At 49.0% G+C, this 23,370-nt stretch carries 15 protein-coding genes; 8 read left to right on the top strand and 7 right to left on the bottom strand.

The genetic code is table 11. The features are described 5' to 3' along the window. Positions 1 to 23: 23 nt before the first annotated feature. The 3 genes from DYD62_RS19420 to treP all read right to left on the bottom strand — a co-directional run bounded on the left by DYD62_RS19420 (position 24) and on the right by treP (position 4,834). Complete coding sequence (locus DYD62_RS19420) at positions 24 to 1,250, bottom strand: maltoporin (RefSeq protein ID WP_233702983.1); 1,227 nt, start codon at positions 1,248 to 1,250, stop codon at positions 24 to 26. Between the two features lie 405 nt (positions 1,251 to 1,655). Next, positions 1,656 to 3,302 carry an alpha,alpha-phosphotrehalase gene (treC, locus tag DYD62_RS19415; protein WP_115229223.1) on the bottom strand — a complete coding sequence of 549 codons (1,647 nt, stop codon included), beginning with the start codon at positions 3,300 to 3,302 and terminating at the stop codon, positions 1,656 to 1,658. Positions 3,303 to 3,376: 74 nt separating this feature from the next. After that, entirely contained in the window at positions 3,377 to 4,834 is a 1,458-nt protein-coding gene (gene treP / locus DYD62_RS19410; RefSeq protein ID WP_115229221.1) for a PTS system trehalose-specific EIIBC component, read from the bottom strand. Between the two features lie 357 nt (positions 4,835 to 5,191). On the opposite strand from treP, the gene DYD62_RS19405 reads away from it, so the two are divergent. Then, a complete protein-coding gene (locus tag DYD62_RS19405; RefSeq protein ID WP_165928712.1) occupies positions 5,192 to 5,950 on the top strand; it encodes a threonine/serine exporter family protein in 759 nt (252 codons plus the stop codon). Further along, positions 5,951 to 6,409, top strand: coding sequence for a threonine/serine exporter family protein (locus DYD62_RS19400; RefSeq protein WP_115229212.1), 459 nt, complete (start codon positions 5,951 to 5,953; stop codon positions 6,407 to 6,409). Positions 6,410 to 6,971: 562 nt separating this feature from the next. On the opposite strand, the gene treR is transcribed toward DYD62_RS19400, so the two are convergent. Together treR and DYD62_RS19385 are read right to left on the bottom strand one after the other, a co-directional pair. Further along, on the bottom strand, positions 6,972 to 7,676 hold the full coding sequence (treR, locus tag DYD62_RS19390; RefSeq protein ID WP_115229207.1) for a trehalose operon repressor: 705 nt from the start codon (positions 7,674 to 7,676) through the stop codon (positions 6,972 to 6,974). A 107-nt stretch (positions 7,677 to 7,783) separates the two neighbouring features. Next, a complete protein-coding gene (locus DYD62_RS19385; protein WP_115229205.1) occupies positions 7,784 to 8,728 on the bottom strand; it encodes a hypothetical protein in 945 nt (314 codons plus the stop codon). A 710-nt stretch (positions 8,729 to 9,438) separates the two neighbouring features. Here DYD62_RS19385 and DYD62_RS23505 point away from each other — a divergent pair. Further along, positions 9,439 to 9,888: a hypothetical protein gene (locus DYD62_RS23505; RefSeq protein ID WP_132038682.1), complete on the top strand. Its 450-nt coding sequence runs from the start codon at positions 9,439 to 9,441 to the stop codon at positions 9,886 to 9,888. Between the two features lie 144 nt (positions 9,889 to 10,032). Then, positions 10,033 to 10,704: a hypothetical protein gene (locus DYD62_RS19375; RefSeq protein ID WP_115229200.1), complete on the top strand. Its 672-nt coding sequence runs from the start codon at positions 10,033 to 10,035 to the stop codon at positions 10,702 to 10,704. Positions 10,705 to 10,816: 112 nt separating this feature from the next. Here DYD62_RS19375 and DYD62_RS19370 read toward each other — a convergent pair whose 3' ends face one another. Both DYD62_RS19370 and ccoG read right to left on the bottom strand, forming a co-directional pair. Next, entirely contained in the window at positions 10,817 to 12,232 is a 1,416-nt protein-coding gene (locus tag DYD62_RS19370) for an aminotransferase-like domain-containing protein (protein ID WP_115229198.1), read from the bottom strand. Positions 12,233 to 12,246: 14 nt separating this feature from the next. Beyond that, complete coding sequence (gene ccoG, locus DYD62_RS19365; RefSeq protein ID WP_115229196.1) at positions 12,247 to 13,608, bottom strand: cytochrome c oxidase accessory protein CcoG; 1,362 nt, start codon at positions 13,606 to 13,608, stop codon at positions 12,247 to 12,249. A gap of 238 nt (positions 13,609 to 13,846) precedes the next feature. Here ccoG and DYD62_RS19360 point away from each other — a divergent pair, with 238 nt between their 5' ends. The 4 genes from DYD62_RS19360 (at position 13,847) to DYD62_RS19345 (ending at position 23,137) form a co-directional block, all read left to right on the top strand. After that, complete coding sequence (locus DYD62_RS19360; protein ID WP_165928714.1) at positions 13,847 to 14,605, top strand: BPL-N domain-containing protein; 759 nt, start codon at positions 13,847 to 13,849, stop codon at positions 14,603 to 14,605. Between the two features lie 90 nt (positions 14,606 to 14,695). Then, a complete protein-coding gene (locus tag DYD62_RS19355) occupies positions 14,696 to 15,934 on the top strand; it encodes a deoxyguanosinetriphosphate triphosphohydrolase family protein (RefSeq protein WP_115229191.1) in 1,239 nt (412 codons plus the stop codon). Positions 15,935 to 16,201: 267 nt separating this feature from the next. Beyond that, positions 16,202 to 17,881: a ShlB/FhaC/HecB family hemolysin secretion/activation protein gene (locus tag DYD62_RS19350; protein WP_165928715.1), complete on the top strand. Its 1,680-nt coding sequence runs from the start codon at positions 16,202 to 16,204 to the stop codon at positions 17,879 to 17,881. Positions 17,882 to 18,250: 369 nt separating this feature from the next. Next, positions 18,251 to 23,137, top strand: a complete 4,887-nt coding sequence (locus DYD62_RS19345; RefSeq protein ID WP_115229187.1) for a hemagglutinin repeat-containing protein — start codon at positions 18,251 to 18,253, stop codon at positions 23,135 to 23,137. Positions 23,138 to 23,370 lie beyond the last annotated feature (233 nt).

Here is a 23,370-nt window from a genome sequence, read left to right as displayed (position 1 = left end):
GGTTCTCTATTTATAAAACCGCTTTACCACCAGTACTCAAGCTGCACACCGTAAGTTGAGCCATTTAAATCAGCGCCAAATATGCCGGTTTTAGACAGCGCCGAACCCGCAGATGCGGCATTCTGGGCCGCTTCATTCCAGCGGGCGTAGGTATAAAACAAGCGCAGCTCTGGCCTGCTCCAGAATGCTTTATCCAAAGTAAAAGTAGGCGCAATGGTCAGCTTGCTTAGATTACGCGTTTGCCCGTCTAAAGCCTCAACGCGATCATGGCCCGCCTCGCCCACTAATTTAAAATTCTGGCTAAAGGCGTAAACCGGCCTTGCCCCTGCCGACCACCAGGTTTGTCTGCCTGCATCGCTTTGATCACGCTGATAAACCGCAGTCAGCTGGCCGCCAAATTCTGGCGTGGCTTGCCAATCAAAAGACTCGACCAAACGTAAACGCTTATTGCTCTGATTTGCCAGTAAGGGGCCGGTATAACCCAAGCCCGTACCTGGGCCTACACCATACTGAATGGCAAATTTATTGCTGCCGCCCAGCCAGCCCTTTTGCTCGTGCTGCGCAGTGACCGACCAGCCACTATTGGCCCCGCTTACCTGCCCCGCATCTTGGATATAACTCAGGCCCAGCGCCACTTCCCCACCCTGATTTGTCTTAATCCCACCCAGTTGAAAATCATGCTTATTGGCGTAATCGGCCTGATAAAGATTATCTTCACGAGAGAAGGCGTAGCTGAGTTTTAAATCGCCAACTTTATAGTCCTCAATCCCCAGCCCCGTACCGCTTGGATTCCAGTAGTAAAAATCAGTGATATGCACATCATGACGCTTGTAATAACGACGTCCTGCCCATAGCGTTGCACCGTTTAACTCAGAGATATTGCTGTATTTGGCGTAAATCTGCGGCGCTCTGGCGCTGCCATCTTCCGGCTGAAAAGTGGGCGATCTATCGTTGCGATTATAGAGGCTACCCATTCCGACTACGGTAAAGGTGCTGCCCTGCTCGCTTTTAAAAAAATCGTGGCTTATTTCCAGCTCGCCGTATAACTCGCACTCATTACCAAGGCGATATTTGGTCTCGGCACCCGCCAGCTGAAAACAGCTTTGCGCGCCGCCAGATCCTGTTGAAGCCCCAGAGCCAATTCGGCCATAGCCATGAAACTCGAATGCCATTGCGGGCATGGTTATCGCCATGAAAATGCCACTTAATAGTGTGGTTTTAATAGTGGTATTGATTTCTGAATGAGACATCGCTCTACTCCTTATTTATTTTTAAAAACAAACTAACAAGCAAAAGCATCCCTAGCCCTGCACATTGGGAGGGGACAAAACTGCCTAAAGGCAGGAATAAGGGTGGTGTTAAAACTGGGCAGCGGGTGCTGCCCAGTGCGTGCTACCGAAAAGTTAGAAAGATCTTTTTAGTACCTTCGGCGCAGTGTTTAGCTGCGGCAATCCCTCCGCGCATACATTTGATCTACTTATTTCCCCCTTTGAAAAAGGGGGGCCAGGGGGGATTGGGCACGGCATCCCTTTACAAAAATGCGCAAACCAATTTAAAGGCAAATCCCCCTCATTCCCCCTTTTACAAAGGGGGAAGCATTAGCCCTAGAGGTATTTGGCGTGCTCTGTAGTTCGCTGGAAAATCCCCCCCAAGAACTAAGCAGCACTAAACCTCACCATCAATGATTCAAATGGCCGCAAATTAAACTGGCTGAAATCTGCGCCAATATCGGCGTAATTCGTCAGCAGCAGCTCGCCTGACCAGCCAGCAGGGATGGTGACATTCGAAAACACTGCCCTGCTAGCAGTAAAGTTACTCACCACCAGCAAGATTTCACCCGGCAGGCTGCGGGTATAAGCCCAAACCGCCGAATCCTGAGCACTCAGGCAACGGTATTCGCCATATTTAAGTGCTGCCGATGTTTTGCGTAGCGCGATCAGCTGACGGTAGTGATGCAGCACCGAGTTTTGATCCGCCATCGCCGCAGCCACATTCACTTTTTCTGGCTGACTGGCAATCTTGATCCATGGCTCAGCGCTAGAAAACCCAGCGTTCAGGCCATCATTCCACTGCATTGGGGTGCGGGAGTTATCGCGGGATTTTTGCTTAATCGCCGCCATCATGTCGGCCTCGGGCACGCCCGCTGCGCTCAAGTTTTGATAGGCATTCAGCGTTTCTACATCTCGGTAATCGCTGATCTGGGTAAAGGCCGGATTAGCCATGCCGATCTCTTCGCCCTGATAAATATAGGGCGTGCCTTGCAGGCCGTGCAGGGTGGTGGCGAGCATTTTTGCGGATTCAACGCGATAGCGGCCATCGTCGCCAAAGCGTGAAACCACGCGCGGTTGATCGTGGTTACACCAGAAAATAGCGTTCCAGCCACCGCCCTCGTTCATGCCGCTTTGCCAATCAGACAGGATGCGTTTTAGCTGGATAAAATCATAGGGAGCCGCCACCCATTTTTCGCCATTCGGGTAATCCACTTTCAGATGGTGGAAATTAAACGTCATGGATAATTCATGGCGATCTGGCCGCGAGTATTGAATACATTGAGGCAAGCTGGTCGATGACATTTCGCCCACCGTGAGTAAATCTCTGCCAGCAAATACCTTGCGATGCATTTCTTGCAGATATTCATGCACGCGCGGGCCATCGGTATAAAAGCGGCGGCCATCGCTCTCGTCGTCGCTAAAATCTTGCTGCTTAGAGATCAGATTAATCACATCAAGGCGAAAGCCTGCCACGCCTTTATCGGCCCAAAACTGCATCATCTCGAACACAGCTTGGCGCAGCTTTGGGTTTTCCCAATTTAAATCAGCCTGGCTTTCATCAAATAAATGCAGGTAATACTGGCCGCTAGCCTGATCGAGCGCCCACGCCGAGCCACCAAATTTGGATTGCCAGTTATTGGGCTGATCGCGCCAAATATAGAAATCACGATAAGGATTATCACGCCCCTTTAAAGCCTCTTGAAACCAGGCATGCTGCACTGACGTATGGTTGACCACGATATCCAGCATGATGCGTAAGCCCCGAGCGGATGCTTCGCTCAGTAGCAAATCAAAATCGGCCATGCTGCCGTAAGCCGGATCAATTGCGAAGTAATCGCTAACATCGTAGCCATTGTCTTTTTGCGGTGAGGCGTAAATGGGCGTCAGCCACAGATAATCCACCCCCAGCCATTGCAAATAATCCAGTTTGTCGACAATGCCCAATAAATCTCCCGTTGCCCTGCCCTGATGGCTGCAAAAGCTTTTAGGATAAATTTGATAAACCACCGATGATTGCCAGTCTTGTTGCATCTGAATACTCCCTGCGCAGCGCCACTGAGACGGCGCTGCTTACTAAAAAACTGAGGCGTTGCCGCTTCGGATATCTACACAGATTGCTGAGCCAGCACCGGCTCAGCCTTCCACGCCCTACGCTTGGCAAAGACCCATGTCAGGCAAAAAGGCACGATGACGGCGATTAAGGTACCCAGCAGAAACACCGGAATATGCACAGGCACAATCGAGATAAACGCGGGTAAGCCGCCCACGCCAATCGCGGAAGCTAAAACATGGTTTAGGGTAATCAAGACCGAAGCGCAGGCAGAGCCAATCAGCGCGGCGTAGAAAGGATATTTAAAGCGCAGATTGACCCCAAACATGGCTGGCTCGGTAATGCCAGAGAAAGCAGAGATGGCCGAGGTCGACGCCATGCTTTTTTCGGTGGCGCTTTTTGCAATACAGAACATCGCCAAAGCCGCACTACCCTGAGCAATATTAGATAGCGCAATAATCGGCCAGATAAAAGTGCCGCCGTGGCTGGTAATCAGCTGTAAATCCACCGCAATAAACATATGGTGCATGCCGGTAATCACCAGCGGCGCATAGAGCGCACCAAAAATCGCCGCGCCCAGCACTGGGGCTACTTCAAAAATATGCACCAAGCCTTGGGTAATCAACACGCCAAGGCCACGCGCTACTGGCCCAATTACCGCCAGCGCTAGCACGCCACTGACTACGATGGTGGTAATCGGCACAACAAGCAGTTGAATCGCATTAGGCACGCGCGCTTTCAACCAGATTTCTACCTGACTCATCACCCAAGTGGCGGCCAAGATCGGCAATATCTGCCCCTGATAACCCACGCGCTCAATCTTAAACAGGCCCAGAATATCGAAGTAAGGAATCGCCTGGCCATCAAGCCCGGCTGCGGCCTTGCCGTAATTCCATGCATTGAGTAAATCGGGATGCACCAGCAACAAGCCCAGCACGATGCCTAAGACTTCGCTGCCGCCAAAACGCTTAGCCGCCGACCAGCCCACTAGGGCAGGTAAGAATACAAAGGAGGTATTGGCCATCATATTAACCAACTGCCACAGCCCGCTTAGGCCGGGATACGCATCCAGCAAGCTTTTGCCGGGGATAAACATATCCTTAGCACCGAGCAGATTGTTTATCCCCATTAAGAGGCCAGCGACAATAATCGCGGGCAGAATCGGCATAAACACATCTGAGAAAATCTTAACGAGGCGCTGCAAGGGGTTGAGTTTATTGTCGCCCTTGCCTTTTACATCCGCCACGGTGGCGGCGCTTCTGCCTGCCAGATCGATCAGCTGGGCATAAACCCGATCCACATCGCCCGAGCCAATCACAATCTGAAACACGCCACCATTGCTGAACTGGCCTTTCACCAGCTCGACGCCTTTGAGCTGCTCGTGCTTAATTTTGCCTTCGTCTTTTAAAGCAATGCGCAGCCGCGTAATACAGTGCGCCGCCTGCTCGATATTTTCTGCCCCGCCTATGGAATCGAGGATCTGCTGTGCAATCTGCCGGTAGTCGTAGCTCATCTGTCTGCCTCTTTGTGTAATATTCACAGCGACACATTTAACTCGTACAGACGAGTTGTGTCAATACTCGTATGTACCAGTTAAGTACTTAAATTCACTGACTATTAAGCTAAATCAAACACAGCAAGCCTCCGTATTGATAGAAAACCCTAGGTTAAATGGCATGTCTGGCGGGTAATTCAGAGCAGAAGAAGCTTAGAAACACGCATCAGCGCTCGGCGCAGCGGGCCAATAAACCACAGGTGCAAGCATAAAACAGCCTGTTTTAAAGCCAGCTTGATCGTGGATAAAGCATTCCAATGTAATTACTTTATGATGAAAGCTCTGTTGACGTTTGCCTGCCCTTGCGCGGAGCCTATGAAAGCCATCTACGCACTGACCGATATTCTGACGCTGGCCTTAAAAGCAGGCCTGCTTGCCCATCAATCCGGGGCAGGCACGCATCGCACCTCGCTGATTATTCAGCGCACGGCCAAGGCGCTGGGCGCGGTGCAGGTAGAGGTGATTATTTCATCCACCAATATTGGCGCCACCATTGAGCGGGAGCACGAGAGGGAAACCGGCTTTAGAAAAGCGCCGCATATGGGGGTGAATTTTTCACTACTGACTTCACTGGATGGCTGGCTATTCGCATTAGAGCAAGGCCAGCTTGATGCCGATGCGGCCCATGCCGCTTTAGATTTAATCGCTCAAGCCAAAGGCCATTACCCGCGCAGCGTGGTGACTTTATTTGTGGGTTTATCCTGCGGCGCATTTGCAGCTTTATTTGGCGGAGATATAGCGGCTATTTTGATTACCACCTTGGGCGCAACGATGGGAATGGCGGTGCGATTTCAACTGGTATTACAGCACTTCAAGCCCTTTGTATTTGCCAGCGTGGCCAGCTTTGTCGCCCTGCTTTGCACCGGCTTATTAAGAGATTTCACCAGCACGCCCGATACGGCCATGGCCGCCTCGGTCTTATTTTTAATTCCTGGCGTGCCCTTGATTAATGGCGCATCTGATTTACTGAATGCCAATTATTTAAATGGCATTGTCAGATTTACCATGAGCGCCGTTATTGTTCTGGGCATTGCCATTGGCATTAGCCTTGCACTGCGTATATTAGGAATCTAAATGTCTACAACTTGGTTAATCGAGCTGATGGCAGCGCCTGCCGCATTAGGCTTTGCACTTTTATTTAATGTGCCGCCCAAAGCATTATGGATGTGCGGCATTCTGGCCGTATCCGGCCATGCCGTACGTAAGCTGGTATTAACCATGGATGGTGATATTGTATTTGGCACGCTATTGGCGGCACTATTAATTGGCATCGTGGCCGAGCTTTGGGCAGACCGCCACAATCAGCCCGGCGTGATTTACGCCATTAGCGCCGCCATTCCGATGATACCCGGCAAATCAATGTACCAATCCGTACAAGCCTTATTAGGCATCGCCACCATGTCGGCAGAAGCAGACGGCACTGCTTTATTAGTGGCCGCCGGTGTGCACGGCGTAAAAGCCATCATGATTGTATTAGCGCTAGCCTTTGGTATTGCTGCGCCTTTATTGCTATTGCCAAAGCGGGGGAGATAAAAGGTCTCAAGCCACACAAAGGCAAATCCCCCTCAATCCCCCTTTTCCAAAGGGGGAAGCTACAGCGATGAAATGACGTTTGATGCCTTTATTCCCCCCCCTTTGAAAAAGGGGGGCAAGGGGGGATTTGGCACGGCATATCTTTACAAAAAAGCCCCAAGCCAACTCAAAAGCAAATCCACCTCAATCCCCTTTTACAAAGGGGGAAGCTACAGCAATGAAATGACGTTTGATGCCTTTATTCCCCCCCTTTGAAAAAGGGGGCAAGGGGGGATTTGGCACGGCATATCTTTACAAAAAAGCCCCAAGCCAACTCAAAAGCAAATCCACCTCAATCCCCTTTTACAAAGGGGGAAGCTACAGCAATGAAATGACGTTTGATGCCTTTATTCCCCCCTTTGAAAAAGAGGGGGAAGGGGGGATTTGGCACGGCATATCTTTACAAAAATACGCCAAGCCAAACAAAGACAAATCCGCCTTTTACAAAAGAGGAAGCTATAGCACTGAAGTAACAAGAAAAGTGATACAGATCGATATGCACGCAATAGCTAGCGCACTAGGATCAACGCCGCGCAATATCCGAGAAAAAAAACTTATCCAGCCGGTGCCGGGATTCAGTGTATTCAAACTGGCGGCCATCATAGAAATGGGTGTGGTTTTTCACCACAATCACATGATCCATGCCATTTAAATCTAAATAGCGGCGATCGTCCTCAATACAGGGCTGGGCTTCAAATACCCGCTGGGCATAGCAGATATTTAGCTTAAGCACTTTCTCTATATATTCATAAATCGAATTCTGCGCAATTTGCGGCGTAAGACCGGGTATCATCCCAGCGACAAAATAATTAATATCCAGAATCACATTCTCTCCATCGATATTACGCACCCGTTTAATCCGCACTAGCTCGGTTTTTTCCGGCACTTGCAAAAGCTTAGCCTGCAATTTATCTGCGCTAATCAATTGAAAATCAGCAATCTGCGTCGTCACCGCCCGCCCTAGGCGCTCGTAAGATTCTTTAAAGCTAACAATACCGCTGAGTTGAAATTCGATATTGCCCGGCTTTAAGACAAACACCCCCTTGCCGTGGATTTTTTGCACATAGCCACGCTCCTGCAACTGATCCACCGCCTTACGCACCGTACCTCTGCTTGCCGCATAGCTATCCATCAGCTCAGATTCAGAAGGAATCCGCTCGCCTTTTTGCAAACGCTGATTATCAATATCCGCAACGATATCGGCGAAAATCTGGCTGTATTTGTTCACGCTGGGGTCACTTCGGGGGAATCAGGAATGGAACAGGCAGTCTGCCTGAAACTGACTTTGGATGCCAGTTTGGGGAGGGGGAATAATCTAGAGAACAGCATCATCCTCTAAGGCTTTAGTAGCGTTAGCCTGCTGTTTTGGTAATCCCAAACCGAAATATAGTTTTTTAAAAAGTGATAACCTAATCCTATCTGATTCGTTTTACCAATTTTAAAAGTCAGATTACAAGCCCCTGCTAAAGCGGTAGAACCCTCATAAAGCCCCTGCAAATTTGCACTCATATGCGGCTCGCGCAGGCCGTAGGTGAACTCTCTAAGCTGAAGCTTCAACTCACCGCTGGTAAGCAGCGCGTTTTTCATGGCTTCAGTCAGCTGCAAACTCCCAATATTGCCGGTATCAAACGATGCTTTTATATTGTGATCGCCAATGTGCAGCACGACTTCCGGCATTTTTCCATCGACGCCAGTCGGGGTAAATTCAAAGGTGGCGACAACCCGCGCCGGATCAACCACACTGGCGAGCAGGGCTTTATCCTGATTAAACGCGTGAAATGCAAGCGTCTGCGCTTCATAATCAATCACAAATAAATAATTGCGATTAAACCCATGGCCAATGCTGCCCAAAAAATATGGCGTGTAAGCCTGCTCAATAAAACGCCAATCCGTGTGTAAAACAGCGGGTACGTTTTTAAGCTGCATCTGCCCTGCAAGATCTATTTTATTAATCGGCTGATGTTGTTGATACAACACCATCTTCTGCCCTGAAGCGGTCTGGCCCTCACCAATTTTTTTATCTTTGCCCAAGGGTAAATAGTGATTATTCAAAAAAAACGGGAATTCAGTTCCCGTATCAAACATCAGCTTCCCTTCCCTGCCATTAACCACGCCATCGATCAAGATGTGGCCGTTAAATAAATAAAATGGCAAGGTAAAGTTAGCCGGAGCGGACAAATATGGCGTACGAGCTAAGAGCGCAGGCTCTGCCCCGAAAACGGAAGGGGTAATCAAAACTACAGCAACAACGATCGCCCTTAGCGAGGTTAAAAACATCATTTTACAAGCTCCTGTCCGAGGTAATAACCTGATAGACGCACACTCGACAAACATCCAGACCATACAATAGAAACACAAATAGTCTAAAGCTGATACCTTATTCCTTCAGCACGTTGATTTAGGTGCGGTAGCCACCGTGAGGGACTTCCTGTCTTATACGGCCAAGAAACGAAGCTAAAGAAGGCCGCCCCGACCAGCACGAAGGCCCCTTACTGCGGACAGCGGCAGCTGCGGAACTCACTTCGCTCAGACAGGTATCAAAGAAACCCCGCCCGCTTGTTCCTCGCCTCGGCGTGCTTCAAGGGGAGTCTTAAAAGCCCAGTGCAATCATCGCGACTAATAGTAAAGATTCGTCTAGTTCATTTTAAAAACATATCAAAAACAAATATCACATGGTTTCGTAGGGTGGGTTAGACAAAAGCGCTGCACCTTTGGCGTAACCCAACGTTTTATCTGCAAAATACAATGTTTAGCTAATACAGCTTTAGCCAAAGCTACTGTACTAATTACTCCCTTTGGGCAAAACGTCTTTGATAACTTTGGCAAAAAGAGCGATACGGCAGGTGTTTCATGTTTATGGATGCACAATCCCTGAAAGTTGTGCATATTATCAAAACTAATCCGCCGCCCCTTAATACCTAATCTGGCGCTTAAGCTAACAAACCGAAGCTGTGCAGTGGCGTGGCTTAACTTTTCCGTTAAAGGTCAAAATGCTTGGTAAACGCACACATCCAGCACCTTACTCACACCCACGCATTCCTCCGCTAATTGAACTGGCGTGCAAGTGTGGGGGGTTAATTACCTGCACTCACCCGGTAAATTCAGAAGGCTATTCAGATACCCCGGAAGGGTGGTGGCTACGAACAGCAGAGGACAGATCATTCACTGCAAAATGCAACAAATGTCATTTTTCTAAAAAGAATTTGAATTATTTTGAGGTGGTTCAGATTGGCCCGCCTTACTATTCCGCCTCTGTTGGTCTGGATCATATTTGGGGTTGGAATAAAGAACATTTAGAGACCATCATTCAATACCTGCATGGTGACCCGATTACAAACAGGTGGCTTGGATATATGCGCTATGTGCCAGGCAAATGGAAAGCAATAAGCCGCAGATCAACCTATATTAAAGCTGCAAAAAAAGTTTTAAAAAACAATTAAAGAAAGCGATATGTTGGGCTCGATATTTTCCTGTTAAAAACCATTCTGAGCTTTAAATTGTTGGGCTGATCAAAATTTAACCTAATAAAAATTGCCGGATTATTAATTAAAACCACATTACCCCATCAAACCAAGGATAAAAAAATGAAGTTCATCCCTTTACTATTAATCAGCCTTAGCGCACACGCTATTGCCTCTGAATATGAGCTGCTGCAAAACTTCCTGAAATGTGACGATAGTTTTAGCCAGTATTTAGCAAAGAATCCAGATGCAGCAAATGGTGCCAAGCTGGTTACTAACGGCGACCTTGCAACTTTCGAGCTTGGAGCCCCTCACGATGCAGCAAAAGATTTAGGGGAGCTTGGCGAAGGTATAAGTGAAATAACACGACGTGCTGGATTTACGCCGGAGCTGCCATTAACAGGGCCAATATCTGCTCTTATCTATACAGAAAAACATTTTAAAAGCACAAAGAACCATTATGTCCAAAATGGAAAAGAAGAATTCTACGAATGGCGATTTTCATCAAAAAATTCAAAAAAAGAAATACTGGAACAACTTAATAAAATTAAAGCCACACCAAAATGGACATGTGATTCAGATAACAATTGTGCAGAATATCGCCAATTTAAAAAAGGGAAATGGGTAACAACTCCATCAAATAAAGTTAACGAAAGCAAGCCATATCTAAAAGTAGCATTAGAAGGATCAACTCATATGTATGCTGAATCAGATCTCGAATGCAAACTTATTGTGCTTGGTAGTTTTCTTCCTCCAAATATGATTAAGAGCCTTCACTCTAATTGGCAGTATTAGCGCGGTAGCCTGGGCCAAAGTTTTATCAGCCCAACATTTCAATGCGCAGAACAACTTTGGGCTGGTAAATCACTAGCCTAAGCTACCTGTACTAACAAACAATAGAGCAACTTCACGCAATCAACACCCCCTCCCCCAACCACCCCAGTTCCTCCCTCTGCCCCAAATAAAAACTAGCATTCAGGCGTATTTGCTTACACATCGGGCCACCTTGGGGATAACAGAGCCAGCCGGGGGCGAAGTGGATTCCTTTGGCTAGGGCTTTTTTTAACAGGGCGCTCAGGTCTATGGCTTGCGGCAGGGTGATCCATAGCAGGTAGCCGCCGACGGGGATTTCTACCTGGGTGCCAGCTGGAAAGCAGGCGAGGATGTCGGTGCGCATGGAGTCGGTACGTTTTTGTAATTCGGCTCGGAGTTTGGCGATGCTGCGGGTATGTAAATCGCCTGCGAGTAAGGCGGCCAGTGCCAGTTGGCTGGGGAGTGGCGAGCTGAGTGAGCTGCAAAACTTGAGGGCGCGGATGCGATCGCTCCAGCGGCCTGGCTCTATCCAGCCAACCCGATAACCGGGGGCGATGGTTTTGCTGAATGAGCAGCAATGCAGCACTAGGCCCAGCCTGTCGTAAGCTTTAAGCGGCAAGGGGGCTTTATCGGCAAAGTGCAGGGCGCGATAGGTATCGTCTTCGATAATCGCCAGCTGGTGTTGATAGGCTAAGTCGAGCAGCGCTTGTTTATCTGCCTCGGGCATGCAGCGCCCGCTTGGATGCTGAAAATTAGGCATCACCAGCAAGGCGGTAATGGCTTGCTCTTGCAAGAGCGCCCCAAGCGCGGGCAGATCTAAGTAAGGCTCGGAAGCGACTTCAACGACGCTGATTCCTAGCTGACGAATCAGGCTAAGCACGCCGGGGAATGCAGGTGTGACCACGGCAAGGCAGGGCTTACTAATTCCTTGCACTACGGCTTGAATCGCCAGCGACAAGGCTTCCATACCGCCACAGGTAACGATCAGGTTTTCCCAATGCAAATGCACGCCTTCGCTGTGATACATGCGGGCAATCTGGCGGCGTAGCTGATCTAGCCCAAGCATGGGCTGATGATTAAGCGCTTCTGGATAAGACGCCATGGCCCGCATTAATTCCCGATTCAAGGCGCGGGTATCAAGCAGCTCGGCATTGATAAAGGGCGAGCCCCAAGGCAAGGCAACGTTTTCTAACAGGCAAAGCGGATCAAACTCGCCAGCGGCCAGCGCATCGACCTTTTTACCTTGCCCCGCCACAATCACCCTGAAAGCCGCCCGTGGCTCGGCCTCTACATAGGCCAGCCGCTCTAGCTCATAAAACGCTTTTTTGGCGGTGGTCATGCTCACTTGATGCGTTTGGCACACCGAGCGCAAAGAAGGCAGCTTGTCACCAAGCTGGTAATCCCCCCTATCAATAGCAAGGGTAAAGAAGTCGATTAATTGCTGAAATTTGCTCATACACTCAGGGCTGGATTGCGGCCTGACAGGCCGCTCAGCCATAGTGTAAAGCATTGGTAAATCAGGCTTCAATTTACAGCCAGAAAACTGCTTGGGGCGCTAACTTTCCACGCGGGGTGGTTGCGGCTTTGGGCGGTAAAGACGATAGGCACACTGCCGCTAGATTTAGCGACTTCCAGCCTTACCGTAATCTGCCGGTTGCTGCCTGCGGGCAGAGCAATCACTGGCTCGTCGCTGTAGATTTCTACGCCGGGCAAGCCCTCTACCGTTAGCTCTAAATGCTGCTCGCTGGCCGAGCTGTTGCCCAGTTGCAGGGTGTAGCTGTTTTCCAGCCAGCCCCGGTCTGTTTCTCGGGCGAGGATATTTCTGTCTCTGGCGATATCTAATTTGAGCGGCTGGCGCTGCATCAGCGAAACACTGGTCAAGCCCAATACCACCACCACAGCTAGGCCATAAAGTGCCGCCTTAGGGCGCAGCAGATGCTGCCAGCTTAAGCCCACCGCGCCGGGCTTTTGCATATTTTGCTCATTGGTAAAACGGATCAGGCCGCGTGGTTTTTCGATTTTATCCATCACCACATCACAGGCATCAATACAGGCGGCGCAACCGATGCACTCGTATTGCAGCCCCTTACGGATATCAATGCCTACCGGGCAAACCTGCACACAGATATTGCAGTTCACACAATCGCCCTGTGGCGCGGATTCTTTATGTTGAGCACCACGCGGCTCGCCACGCACGGCATCGTAAGCCACCACCAAGGTTTGCTGATCAAACATTGCACTTTGAAACCGCGCATAGGGGCACATATGCTTACACACCTGCTCACGCAGCAAGCCCGCCAGCACATAGGTAAAGCTGCCATAGCTAAAAATCCATAACCATTCGATGGGCCCAAAAGACAAGCTTGGCAAAGCGCCCGCCATATCGCGGATCGGGCTGAAATAGCCCACAAAACTAAAGCCGGTCCAAAAGCAGAACAGCAGCATCAGCGCGTGCTTGCTAGATTTTCGCAGCACTTTTTCTAGCGACCAAGGCGCTGCATCCAGCTTGGCCCGCTGCGTGTGGCTGCCTTCGGTCAGGCGATCAATCCACAACATAATGGTGGAATACACCGTTTGCGGGCAGGCATAGCCACACCAGATACGCCCGGAAAGCGTGCTCCAGAAAAACAGCGCAAACGCCCCCGCCATCATCAGCGCCATTAAATAAATAAAATCCTGCGGCCAGAAATTGAAGCCAAACACAAAAAACTGCTGCCGCGCCAGATCAAACCAAACCGCCTGCTGCCCCTGCCAGTTAAGCCAAGGCAGGCCAAAGAAAATCAGTTGGGTAATCACAATCATCAGCACCCGCCAATTATTAAACCGCCCCTTAGTCAGGCGCGGATAAAATTGTATGGGCATGGCTTTAACAGGCTTGGCAGACATGGCACAAATCCAATCAGCAAAAGCCACTTTATACGGTGGAACGACAGTGAAACAAAGACACAGGCAAGCACAGATAAAGGTACACAGGGCTAAGCTGCCCCGCCCACAAAAAACGTCAAATTTCACCAATGACAGTGTCACGTTTCTGCAGTAGGCTGCTGGCTAATTCAGATTGAAGTAAAAAAATCACTGGTTTTTAATGTTTCTTGTAAGAATCTCCAATGACAGGGATTTAATTGTGCTTAAAATAAATTTATTCATTCTTATGATTACTGTGGCCATGTCATCAGGTGCAATAGCGCAATCCCCGCAAGCCCAAAAAATACTTATCTATAAGGGCCCGGGCACCTGCCAAGGATGCCCAGAAGCCATTAGCAGCTTATTAACAAAAGCCGGTTTTAATACTCAATATATAAAGCCCGGCCAGCTGACTAAAAAAAACTTTAAAAAAACAGCGATGTATGTACAACCGGGCGGCAGCGATGATGCAAGTGAAGTCATCAACGCTTTAAGTAAAAATGAAATAAAAAATCTAAAAAGTTATGTATTTAATGGCGGTAAATATTTAGGAATATGCTCTGGTGGTTATCTAGCTGGCCGACATATTGTTGATAAAGAAACGATTAAATCTTTCAGCTTATTGCCCACCACGGTTGATGAAGAGCAGGAAGATCCGGATTCTAAAATTGAAAGAATAAAATGGAAAAACAAAAAACGATCCGTTTACTTTCAATCCGGCCCTGCATTCAATTTAAAACACCTTCCCAATGCTGATATTTGGGCTATATATACAAAAACCGGCAATGGTGCCGCGTTAATTAATAAGTACGGCCACGGCAAAGTGGGCGTCATTGGCCCGCATTTAGAAGCAACAGAAGATTGGTTTGATGATAGTGACCTGGAATCCCCCGGCCTGAGCCATCATTTACTGATGGATTTTATTAACACATTGTTGCAAGATAAAAGCATCTTTAAACGCATCATTCTGAATGGATAAATGCTGTTGGCGTAGCCGGGCATTTTCCCTCTCCAGTGCAGATCACCTAATGCTGTGAATGCCTCACAAAGGATTAAAAACAGGAACCCCATGTACTCAGCCGAAACACTGGAATTTGCTCAGCATAAAGAGAATGAAGCCGAAAAATTAGCTTACCGTTTCCACGCCGAAAAAAGCATGGATGGCCGGGACCGCGATAACTATATGCGCGATTACGCCCGCGTTTTGTATTGCTCATCTTTCCGACGCCTGCAAGGCAAGATGCAGCTGCTCAGCGTAAACAACACTAAATTCAGCCGCAACCGACTGACACACAGCTTAGAAGTGGCACAGATTGCCCGCAGCATTGCCATGGATTTAGGCCTGAAGCACCCCGCCGTTACCGAAACCTGCGCGCTGATCCATGATATTGGCAACCCGCCATTTGGCCACCATGGCGAGCGGGTTTTGCATTTGCTGGCGAAAGATGTGGGCGGCTATGAAGGCAATGCCCAGGCATTCAGAATTGTGCACAATTTAGAAACCAAAAGTATTCATTACTCCGGCCTGAATTTAACCCTACGCACGATTTGGGGCACGATTAAATACTTTCATACATCGGCAGAAAACCCGAATAAATTTCTTTACGATGATAATTACAGTTTTTTAAAAGAGCAATTAGATAAGAATAATATTACCGATACCAAAAGCATAGATGCGCAAATTATGGATATTGCAGATGAAATTGCCTATGCTGCGCATGATTTAGAAGACGCTATTAATGCCGATATGGTGGATATGGGTGAGCTGCTTTACGCTTTTAAAATCAGCGAAAAATACAGCGATGCCTATGACACATTTAAAGATATTATTGAATCCTGCCAGAAAGAAGCTGGGGACGCTTATTTAATGCGCACCTCAGAAGAATTCTCTTATATCTTTATTAAAGAACTGACATCCACCATTATCAACACACTGTGTAAAGATATTGCCGTGGTAAACAATAATGGTGTAGAGGAAATTGGCTATCAGCACCACGCCAAGCTAGCAGCAGGCCTGAAGAATGTTTTATCTAAAATGATACTTAAAAAGAAAAGCATTCTGCAGTATGAAAAACGCGGTGAAAATATCATTCGTGGCTTGTTTCAGGTTTACTCGGATGAGCAATATAATCCGGACTTGCAATTATTCCCCGCCGAATTACGCTACCGCGTGGGCAAGGAAAACAGAATCCGCCTGATTACTGATTATATTTCCGGCACCATGGATGCCTTTGCCACGCAGGAATATATTAAATACTTTGGTGAATCTGAATACAATAAATTGTATAAAAATCATATTGCGCCATAGGCAGGCCTGATTTTTCATTCACGCTCAGCTGGGCATCCCTTACTAAGAAGGGGTTCCCAGTAAAACATGCAAGTTTGGCCGTTAAACCTAGCTGATATCAATACTGCACAGCATTTCGCACCCCTTCTGATTAAAACCCCATCCCCTGCTCAGCCATGCAATACGCAGCACCTAGCATCTTCCACTAAGCACTATGAAGTACAGACATTCATTTACAACTTGCCTAGTTTAAAAAAGGAAAATGAATCAATCAGCAAAGAGCCCACATTGACGAATCCTCAACGCACTCTTTTATCTGCCCTGCTTGCCGGCTTTAGCGTGGCAGGCGCAGCTGCAGATACGAAGCCGGTGCATATCATGCAGCAATCGGTGGAAGAGCAATCCCGCCGCATGATGCAAGAAAACGCGGATCGGTTTCGCAGCATTGTGAATGATCACCGCATGCGTCAGCTTAAAAATGACGACAGCCCCCTACCAGATACTCCCGCCTCCACCATGCAGGAATTCGATTGCCTTGCCATCAAAGGGCTGAAACTAGCGGGTATTTCACTGCTAAGCCATGCAGAAGTGAATGCGCTAGAGCGGCCCAATGCCGAATGCCTGAGCAATCAGGATATCAACCGCTTTATTCAGGCGCTCACCACGCTCTACGTGCAAAAAGGCTATATTGCCGCGCGCATTCTGGCATCCGGCCCGGATGCAGACGGGGTACTAACGCTGAGGGCCGTAGAAGGCCATGTTGAAGCAATCCAAAGTAGCGACCGCCGCCTGAACACGGCCACTTTGTTTCCCGATGTGATCGGGCAGCCCCTGAATATTAAAGATATCGATCAGGGGCTGGATCAGGCTAATCGCTTGCAATCCAACCATGCCACGGTCGATATTTTGCCCGGCGCAGCTCAGGGCGGCTCAATCCTCTTGCTGCGCAATCCTGAATCCCAGCCTTGGCATGGCGGCGTGTCGCTCAATGACTCTGGGCAAGAATCAACCGGCGAGTGGATTGCTGGCATCAACGCATCTTGGGATAGCCCATTTGCGGCGTCTGATTTTATTAGCTTATCGACCCAAAGCACCACGGATAATCCCAATACCCGCTATAGCCGCAGTAGCTCTTTGTTTTACTCCCTGCCCTATGGTTACTGGACACTCAGCGCCTTTGCCAGTGAATCCCGATATTTAAATACCCAGCAGTTAGATATCTATGCCGTGCAGCTATCAGGTGAATCTAGCCAAAGCGGCGTGCGCCTTGATCGGGTACTTGCCCGCAGCCAACGCTCCACCAGCACGGCCAGCGTGCAGCTTAGTCATAAGCGCTCGGATAATTATTTTGAAGATGGCTGGCTGGATATCAGCAGCCCCAAGCTCACCGTGATGGAGCTGGGTTTTAACCAGATGCTGATCAGCGACAGCGGCATCTGGGTGCTGGATGCATCACTGGAAAAAGGCCTCAGCTGGTTTGGAGCAGATCAAGAGCGGCCCATCGCCGACTGGCCCACACCGGAATTCGCCAAGGCCAAACTGGGGATAAAGCTCTATCGCAATTTTATGATTGCAGAGCAAGCCATCAGCCTGCAAAGCAGCTGGAGCTGGCAAGGCAGCCGTGATCGCCTACCCGCCATCGAGCAATTAGAGCTGGCCAGCCAGTCAGCAATCCATGGCTTTAAACGCAATTCTTTATCGGGCGATACAGGTTGGTATTGGCGCAATGCCCTATCTGCCCGCCTGCCTCTGGCGGGCGCATATTTAAGCCCAAGAATTGGCATCGATGCTGGGCGAGTTTTACAAACTAATATTGGCTATCAAAGCTTAGCTGGAATGACTTTGGGCTTAAGCTTAAATATGCAGGATTTTAATATTGATTTGGAATACAACCGTGCGCTCTATATGCCGGGTGGATTTAAACATGAGGAAGGCCAGATTATTTCCAGATTAAGCTGGCAGTTTTAAAGCGGCTTTTCTCTCAATGATAGGGTGTGCAAGTTTTTAGGCCCACGCGTGCCCACCCTGCACAGCTTTTTGGCACTCGCCCTTAAATCAATCTAATTCCTTTCCTCAAAATTCAATCTGCAATATTCACAAAGTACATCTGCAAGAAGCATAAATTTGCGGCGACTAAGCGTTTGCAAAGAACAATGAGTCTTAATCACCCCCTATTTTGCCCGTTTTCAAAAAAAAATGACTTTTAGTGTGAATACCCTATTAGGCAAGCCATGCAGGGCTGTATTAGCCTTTGCTAATAGCACCTTCAAAACAATTTTTTGCGATAAACCATGTGGTGATTAGCACTCTGCTCAACAAACTCAAGAGGCACGAATAATGAACTTTAATCTATCAATCAGCGGCAAAATCTCTGCCGCACTCATTATGGCCTTTGTGCTGACAGAAAATGTATCAGCCAACGGGATTGTAGCCGGGGGCGATGCCGCAAAGCAGGCGCAAATCAGCACTGCGAACAATGGCGCAGCCGTGGTTAATATTGTTGCACCTAGTGCCGCCGGTTTATCGCATAACCAATTTAAAGACTTTAATGTAGGCACGGCCGGGGCTGTTTTAAATAACTCCACCATTGCCGGGCAATCACAATTGGCGGGCCAGCTTAATGCCAACAGCCAATTGGGTAATCAGGCCGCTAAAGTGATTTTAAATGAAGTGGTCAGCCGCAATCCGTCCTTGCTATTAGGTAAACAAGAAATCTTTGGCATGGCTGCCGATTATGTATTGGCCAATCCCAATGGCATTACTTGCAATGGCTGCGGCTTTATCAATACCCCGCGCGCTTCATTACTGGTGGGTAATGCCAATGTGCAAGAAGGCCAGATCCAATCATTAGAAGCCGCAAAAAATAATAATTTATTGCAGGTACAAACTGGCGGCGCACGCGGCGAAAAGGTATTGGATTTAATCGCGCCACGTATTGATGTGCGCGGCAATGTGCAGGCACAAAATGCCGTCAATGCAGTGGCTGGCTTTAATAGCGTGGCTTTCGACCATTCGGTGGATAGCATCAGCGGCAAAATGCTCAGCACCAGTACCGCCCCTACAGTGAGTGGCTCTTTAGATAGCTATTACCTTGGCGCAATTCAGGCTGGGCGCGTTAATTTAATCAGCACGGCAGCTGGGGCTGGCGTCAATATCACAGGCCAAATTCAGGGGCAGGAAGCGCTTAATATTGAAAGCGCGGGCAAGCTGGCGCTTAATGCGGCACAGCTCAAAGGCCAAGCCATTGCCCTGCAAGCCCAAGATATTGAAAGCAGCGGCAAGATCAGCACTAAAAACACGCAAGACCAAAGCCATGATGAAAGCTGGTTTATCTGGAAAACCGGCGAAACTGATAAAAAATCTGCCAGCAGCAAAAGCAGTATTGAGCGCAGCAGCATCCAAGGCGATGAGATCAGTATCAAGGCCAGCCATACCGCAACGCTTGCCGCTACAGATATCGATAGCAAAAATCTAAGCCTCAGCGCAGCCATGGTTAATTTGGATGGCCAGCTGCTCAGCAATAGCGAAAGCAGCAGCAAGAATGAATGGAAAAACTCTTGGGCATATAACAAGGCCGAATCCAGCAGCACAGAGCAGCAAATTGGCACGCGGATTAAAGCCAGTAACGATATTCAAATCAGCGCTACGGGGGGAGACCTCAATCTGAAAGGCAGCAGCATTCAAGCTGCTAATCAATTAGAGCTGGCAGCCAGCGGCAATATCGCCCTAGCGGGCTTGGTCGAGCGCGATAGCAAATCAGACAAGGGCAATCGTAAAAACGATGGGGCCAGCCTGCAAACCGGCTCATGGGATAACAGCAGCAGCAGCGAGCGCCTAGTAAGCACGTCATTGCAAAGCGGAAAATCACTGATTATCAACGCCGCAGGCAATATTGATGCCACGGGCGCACAGATTAATACCGGTGCAGACAGCCAGATTGCCGCTAAAGGCACGCTTAATATTGCTACACAGGCCATTGCCAACAGCAGCCAGACTCAAAACCAGCAAAAATACTGGGGCGGGATAGGCGGCGGGGGTGAAAAAAATAATGGCGCAGATCAAAGCATTAATGTGCGCTCCAATATTATTAGCGCAGGCAAATTAAGCCTGATTGGCGGGCAAGGCATACGCATCAATGGCAGCACGGTAAAGGCCAGCCAAGGCGCTTATGCCCAAGCCACAGCGGGCGGAGTAATCATTGACAGCGCGCATGATTTAAGCAAAACCAGCATCGATCAGCGTAATGGCACGGTGTTTAATATCACCAGCAACTCCAATCAGACCAAAAGCAGCGTTGAAGCCAATCAGGCATCCACTTTGCAATCTGATACCGATTTAAACATCGTTTCTGCCCAAGATATCGCCGTGATTGGCAGCAATATCAAGGCAAAAGACCAGCTCAGCCTTGCCGCCAAAGGCAATGTAGAGATCAGCAGCGCCGCCAATGCCGAAACCAGCAAGGGCACAGAAACCAAGCTGGAAGTGAACGGCTACGCCAAAGAACAAAGCGATAAGCAATATCGGGCTGGCGTGCGCATTGAGCACACCGAAACCAAAACCGATATCGAAAAAACCAGCAACACCGGTTCAGTGCTCAGTGGCGGCAGTATTAGCGTGAACGCAGGCAACGATGTGGCCATTAAAGGCTCTACCGTTGAAACCACAACAGGTAATGCAGACATCAGTGGCAAGAATGTGGCCATTACCGCCTCGCAAGATACAGAGAAATCCAGCACCAGCAGCACTGTCACCGGCGGTGGCTTTTATTACACCGGCGGCATTGATAAAGCAGGCAGCGGCTATGAAGTAGGCCAAAGCAGCCAACAAACCGATAGCAACAAATCCACTGCCAACACCTCATCGGTAAAAACAGCAGGCGATTTAAACATCAATGCAGGCAAGATCAGTAATGAAGGCTCACAACTGGCAGCGGGTGGCAATGTTGCACTAAAGGCCGACAGCATTGATAACAAAGCCGCCACCAATACCAGCCATACCGATACCAAGAGCAGTAATTGGAGTGTGGATATCGGCGCCAATGTGGATTACAGCAAAGTAACCCGGCCTGTTGAAAAAGCCGTTAATGGGCTAATCACCGGCAAAGTCGGCGATACCCTTGCCATTGCCTCGGTGGCAGGCAAAATTGGCGCGCCCAATGTAGGTATTGATGTGCAGGTTAAAGCGGGCAATGGCCAAAGCAGCAGCGACAGCAGCAAGGCGATTGTTAGCCAGATCAGCGGCAAAGATATCAATATCACCAGCAAAGGCGCACTGAGCGATCAAGCCACGCAATACAAGGCAAATGGTGCCGTAAATATCCAAGCAGGCAGCCATGATTTAAGCGCCGCAGCCAATACGCAATCGTCCACACAAAACACCGTGCAGGGCCAAGCAGATGCGCGGGTTTATACCGAAACCGGTAAAGATGTAAATGTGAATGCCAGCGGCAAAGGTGGCAATCAAACCACTGCATCCAGCCAATCGGATGCCGTTACCGGCAGCATCAATGCTAAGCAAGGCATCAATATAAATGTGCAAGATCATGCCAGCTATCAGGGAAGCCAAATCAATGCAGGCGAAGGCAAAACCGTCATCCATGCCGGTGGCGATGTGCGCTTTGATCAGGCGAATAACAGCCAAAGCGCCAGCAGCAGCAGCGTAGGTGGCAATGCCAAGCTCAATGTAAATGTCAGCTCTTCTGCCAGCGGCGGCGCGGGTGTGGGCGGGCAAATTAACAGCAGCGAAAGTAAATCCAGCACGGCGATCGTTAGCAGCCTAGATGGCAAGGGCGGCGTAGAAATTAAATCGGGTAAAGATTTGACCCTGCAAGGCACACAGATTGGCAAGCAAACGGCTGCAGGCGATGTCACGCTACAAGCCACCGGCAAGGTGGATTTTCAGGCAGGCAACAATAGCAGCAGCAAAACCGGATCTGCGATTGGCGGCAATATCAGCGGGGGCGGCGGCTCCAGCGAAAGCAGCGAAAAATCATCCGGCAATGTGAACTTTGCTGCCGATTTTAATATCGGCAAGGTGAATGAATCGGCCCATAGCCAGACTGCAGGCAGCATTAATAGTACGGGCAATGTAGTGATCAGTGCAGGCGCAGCGGCCAAGGATGCAGTGAGCCTAACGGGCACGCAAGTTAAAGCAGAAAACGTGGCGCTGGATGCTGCCAATGGTGGCATCAACATTCAATCTGCCCAATCCAGCAAAGAAGCTAATAACTGGAATGTAGCCATTGGGGGCGGCGCAAAAGCAGGCCAATCCTTTAATAAAGACAGCAATGGCAAGGTAGATGAAGGCAAGGACACCTACGGCTTTAACGCTAAAGTAGCCGTGGGTGTAGATAAGCAAGATATCTTGCAGCACCAAAATGCCAGTATCGATGCGGGCAAGGTCAGCATCAATAGCGGCAAAGATGTAAGCATTCAGGGCGGCAATATCAAGGCCGATGCGGTAAGCGGCAAAGTGGGCGGTGATTTAATCGTGAGCAGCCAGCAAGACAGAGACCACAGCACCAAGGTAGATATCAGCCTTGGCCTGAATGCTGAAAAACATCAGGGTAACAAAGGCCTAGTTGCCGATAAATTAGGTGGGCTGGGTGATACCGTAAAAAACAAAGCCACCGACGCCGTCAGTAAGGCAGCAGATAAAGTAGCAGACAAATACGAAAGCTTCGCCTTTAACAAAGGCCTAAAAACCGACACCACTCAAGGTGTTAGCTTTTCTGCCAAAGACGGCGGCAGCGTCACCCTGCCAGAGCAACTCACTAGCGGCCCATCTGAGGGTGGCAAAGTAGATGGCCTAGCGCGTAAAGCAGGCAATGGTATTAAAGAAGCGCTGCTTGGCCACGATAAAGAAGGCTCATCAATCACCCCATCGCTTGATTTAGCCATTAAACATAGCGCCAGCGATATTGTAAAAACCGAATCAGGCATCAGCGGCAAGCAGAGTGTAACGCTGGATGTAGCCGGTAAATCGGTTTTGACCGGCGCTAAAGTAGAATCCGCGGCGGGCAAAGCAGCAATCGGCCAGGTTGAAACGCATCAGCTTAGCGGCCGGGAATATTCGGTCTCTGTTGGTATTAACGCATCCACCTCGCCTGTTGAAGTGATTTCTAAGGGCATAGATAAAATTAGCAAGGGCAACACACCCGTACTTCACGTGGGTGTGACCAACCAAGCGCAAGTCATCGATGGAGCCCTTATTTCTGCAAAATAATGCTTATACCTTGCCTGCGTGTATCTTACGCAACAGGTAAATCAAATAGCTTATATTCAATATGATTAAATTTAACGATGATCGGGCTATTAAGAGCTGGACCGGCAAGATCTCGTTATACCCAAGGCGGAGCGTATCAATCCGGGTGAAAGCCCGGATTGATCACCACCGGATGCCAAGCCCTTAAACCCTTGCCTGAGGCAATCAAACAATGGCTTTTATTCACATTTAAA

Source organism: Iodobacter fluviatilis, assembly GCF_900451195.1.
Classification (GTDB): Bacteria; Pseudomonadota; Gammaproteobacteria; order Burkholderiales; family Chitinibacteraceae; genus Iodobacter; species Iodobacter fluviatilis.
This window is presented reverse-complemented; position numbering and strand designations above follow the sequence as displayed.

What these genes read in the sequence shown, in the direction of transcription:
- DYD62_RS19420 (WP_233702983.1), bottom strand. Translation starts at nt 1,250, where the DNA reads ATGTCTCATTCAGAAATCAATACCACTATTAAAACCACACTATTAAGT.
- treC (WP_115229223.1), bottom strand. Translation starts at nt 3,302, where the DNA reads ATGCAACAAGACTGGCAATCATCGGTGGTTTATCAAATTTATCCTAAA.
- treP (WP_115229221.1), bottom strand. Translation starts at nt 4,834, where the DNA reads ATGAGCTACGACTACCGGCAGATTGCACAGCAGATCCTCGATTCCATA.
- DYD62_RS19405 (WP_165928712.1), top strand. Translation starts at nt 5,192, where the DNA reads ATGAAAGCCATCTACGCACTGACCGATATTCTGACGCTGGCCTTAAAA.
- DYD62_RS19400 (WP_115229212.1), top strand. Translation starts at nt 5,951, where the DNA reads ATGTCTACAACTTGGTTAATCGAGCTGATGGCAGCGCCTGCCGCATTA.
- DYD62_RS19385 (WP_115229205.1), bottom strand. Translation starts at nt 8,728, where the DNA reads ATGATGTTTTTAACCTCGCTAAGGGCGATCGTTGTTGCTGTAGTTTTG.
- DYD62_RS23505 (WP_132038682.1), top strand. Translation starts at nt 9,439, where the DNA reads ATGCTTGGTAAACGCACACATCCAGCACCTTACTCACACCCACGCATT.
- DYD62_RS19375 (WP_115229200.1), top strand. Translation starts at nt 10,033, where the DNA reads ATGAAGTTCATCCCTTTACTATTAATCAGCCTTAGCGCACACGCTATT.
- DYD62_RS19370 (WP_115229198.1), bottom strand. Translation starts at nt 12,232, where the DNA reads ATGCTTTACACTATGGCTGAGCGGCCTGTCAGGCCGCAATCCAGCCCT.
- ccoG (WP_115229196.1), bottom strand. Translation starts at nt 13,608, where the DNA reads ATGTCTGCCAAGCCTGTTAAAGCCATGCCCATACAATTTTATCCGCGC.
- DYD62_RS19355 (WP_115229191.1), top strand. Translation starts at nt 14,696, where the DNA reads ATGTACTCAGCCGAAACACTGGAATTTGCTCAGCATAAAGAGAATGAA.
- DYD62_RS19345 (WP_115229187.1), top strand. Translation starts at nt 18,251, where the DNA reads ATGAACTTTAATCTATCAATCAGCGGCAAAATCTCTGCCGCACTCATT.